Origin of the sequence: Pseudonocardia sp. SID8383 (assembly GCF_009864975.1) — a bacterium.
Taxonomy (GTDB): domain Bacteria; phylum Actinomycetota; class Actinomycetes; order Mycobacteriales; family Pseudonocardiaceae; genus Pseudonocardia; species Pseudonocardia alni.
Map to the genome: position 1 here is coordinate 1 of NZ_WWFY01000818.1, position 2102 is coordinate 2102.

3 protein-coding genes are annotated in these 2102 nt (G+C 74.2%); 1 reads left to right on the forward strand and 2 read right to left on the reverse strand.

The window, feature by feature from the left end:
• Positions 1-621: AzlC family ABC transporter permease (locus GTW08_RS19885; RefSeq protein WP_161152365.1), on the reverse strand; the 621-nt coding region annotated here is incomplete at its 3' end.
• A gap of 54 nt (positions 622-675) precedes the next feature.
• On the opposite strand from GTW08_RS19885, the gene GTW08_RS19890 reads away from it, so the two are divergent.
• Positions 676-1236: a helix-turn-helix domain-containing protein gene (locus GTW08_RS19890; RefSeq protein WP_073574638.1), complete on the forward strand. Its 561-nt coding sequence runs from the start codon at positions 676-678 to the stop codon at positions 1234-1236.
• On the opposite strand, the gene GTW08_RS19895 is transcribed toward GTW08_RS19890, so the two are convergent.
• Positions 1237-2102, reverse strand: an 866-nt coding sequence (locus GTW08_RS19895; RefSeq protein ID WP_202417437.1) for a glycoside hydrolase family 16 protein, incomplete at its 5' end; no start/stop codon positions are given.

Below are 2102 nucleotides of genomic sequence, written 5' to 3' on the forward strand. Positions count from 1 at the left end.
CACGGGCAGGCCCGCGGGCAGGAACGGCGCGCAGGCCAGCGACAGGGTGGCGGCGGCCGCGCCGACCCGACGGGCGTCGACCCGGCGCAGCATCGGGACGAGCATGGCCAGCAGCGCGGCCGGGAAGGCGGCGTCGAGCCCGAACGCGGCCGGGTCCGGCACGCTCGCCCCGAGCACCAGACCGGCCGCGGTGCCGAGCTGCCAGCAGAGGTACTTCGCGACGCCGAGGATGCGGAACGCGCGCCATCCCCGCCCGGGGACGTCGGTACGGGCCAGCACGAACGCCGTCGACTCGTCGGTGACGACGTGCGCCGCGGGCAGCCGTGCCCAGCCGCCGCCCAGGTGACGGGCCAGGGCCAGGCCGAACGGCAGGTGCCGCAGGTTGAGCACCAGCCCCGCGGCGACGGCGGCCCACACACCGCCCCCGGCGGCCAGCACTCCGGTGACGAGCAGCTGGGCGCCGCCCGCGAACACGAGCAGCGACATCGCCATCGTCATGGCCGGGGACAACCCGGCGGCCGGCGCGAGCGCGCCGAAGGAGACCCCGACGACCGCGACGGCCACCGAGATGGTGACGGCGTCGCGGACGTCCCCGCGGGTCGTTCGCTGTATCGAACGCATGCCCGATACAGTGAACAACAGCGGCTGTGTTCGTCAAGTCGAACGAGGAGACCGATGAATCGAACGCCTGAGCCACCGCTCGCAACAATCGCGGCGGCCATCCGCCGGGAACGGGAGCGCCTCGGCATCTCCTCGGCCGAGCTCGCCCGCCGGGCGGGCATCGCGAAGTCGACGTTGTCGCAGCTGGAGGCGGGGACCGGCAACCCGAGTGTGGAGACGCTCTGGGCGATCGCGGTCGTCGCCGGGGTCCCGTTCAGCGCGCTGGTGGAGCCGCCGTCGTCGCCGGTGCGGGTGGTGCGGTTCGCCGACCGTCCCGCGATCCGGTCGGAGGAGGCCGCCTACACCGGAGCACTGCTGTCCCCGTGCCCGCCGGGGGCGCGCCGCGACCTGCACCTGGCCACCTGCGAGCCGGGGCCGCCCCGGGCCGCCGACGCGCACTCCCCCGGCACCGTCGAGCACGTGGTGGTGTCGGCGGGCCGGTGGGTGATCGGGCCGGAGGGCGAGGAGATCGAGCTGGACCCGGGGGACCATCTGACGTTCCCCGCCGACCGCCCGCACTCCTACCGCGCGCTCACCCCGGGCGCGACCGCGGTGATGGTCATGGAGTACCGCTGATCAGGTACCGCTCGCCCCGCGGGTCGCCGAGCCGGGCTCCCGGTCCGGACCGCCCTCGGTGATGCGGTGCAGCAGTCCGTCGAGGAGCCCCTCGTCGTTGCCCCCCGCGTCGCCGGAGTCGTCCCCGCCCTTCTCGGACTCGGGCAGGGCGTACTGGCGGACCCAGTCGACCTGAATCTCCGAGGGCTTCACGGCGCCGCCGCCCTTGGGGAACCAGTCGAGCTGGATCGTCAGGTGCATCGGCCCGGGCGGCAGGACCGACGTGTCGTCGGTGTGCCACCACTGCTTGCCGTCGACGAACGCGGTCACACCCTTCGGCGTCCACTCGACCGCCCAGTTGTGCCACTGGGTCGCGTCGATGTCGACCGAGCCCTGGACCTGGGAGTTGTCCTCGCCGTAGTGCAGGAACAGGTTGGTCTTCTGCCGGGTGTGGTCGGTCATCTCCATGAAGTCGATCTCACCGCCGACCGGGAAGTTCTCGGCGGTCGGCCAGAGCAGCAGCAACGCGTTGTACGACGGGTCCGACGCGGGCGCCCGCACCCGGCCCTCCCAGCGGCCGTACTTCTGGCTGCCGTCGGACCAGGCCATGCCGCCGGTGGTGCCGTCGGCGTCGCCGTCGATGGTGAGCAGCCCGTCCTTCACCGAGATCGCCGACGGGGACCGCTTCCCCTCCCCGCCGTGGCCGGGTCCGTCGTAGGGGCTCCAGCCCGTGAGGGCGTCGCCGTCGAAGTCGTCGACCTTGGTGGGCTCACCCCAGCCGTGCGCGACGGCGGCGGTGGTCGCCGCGCCCGGGTAGGACGGGGCCGCCGGGGCTGCCGGGGCTGCCGGGGCTGCGCCGGCGGTGCAGTCCACGGGGGCGGGGGTCG

Coding starts and splice junctions, on each gene's coding strand:
- GTW08_RS19890 (WP_073574638.1), top strand. CDS start 676: ATGAATCGAACGCCTGAGCCACCGCTCGCAACAATCGCGGCGGCCATC.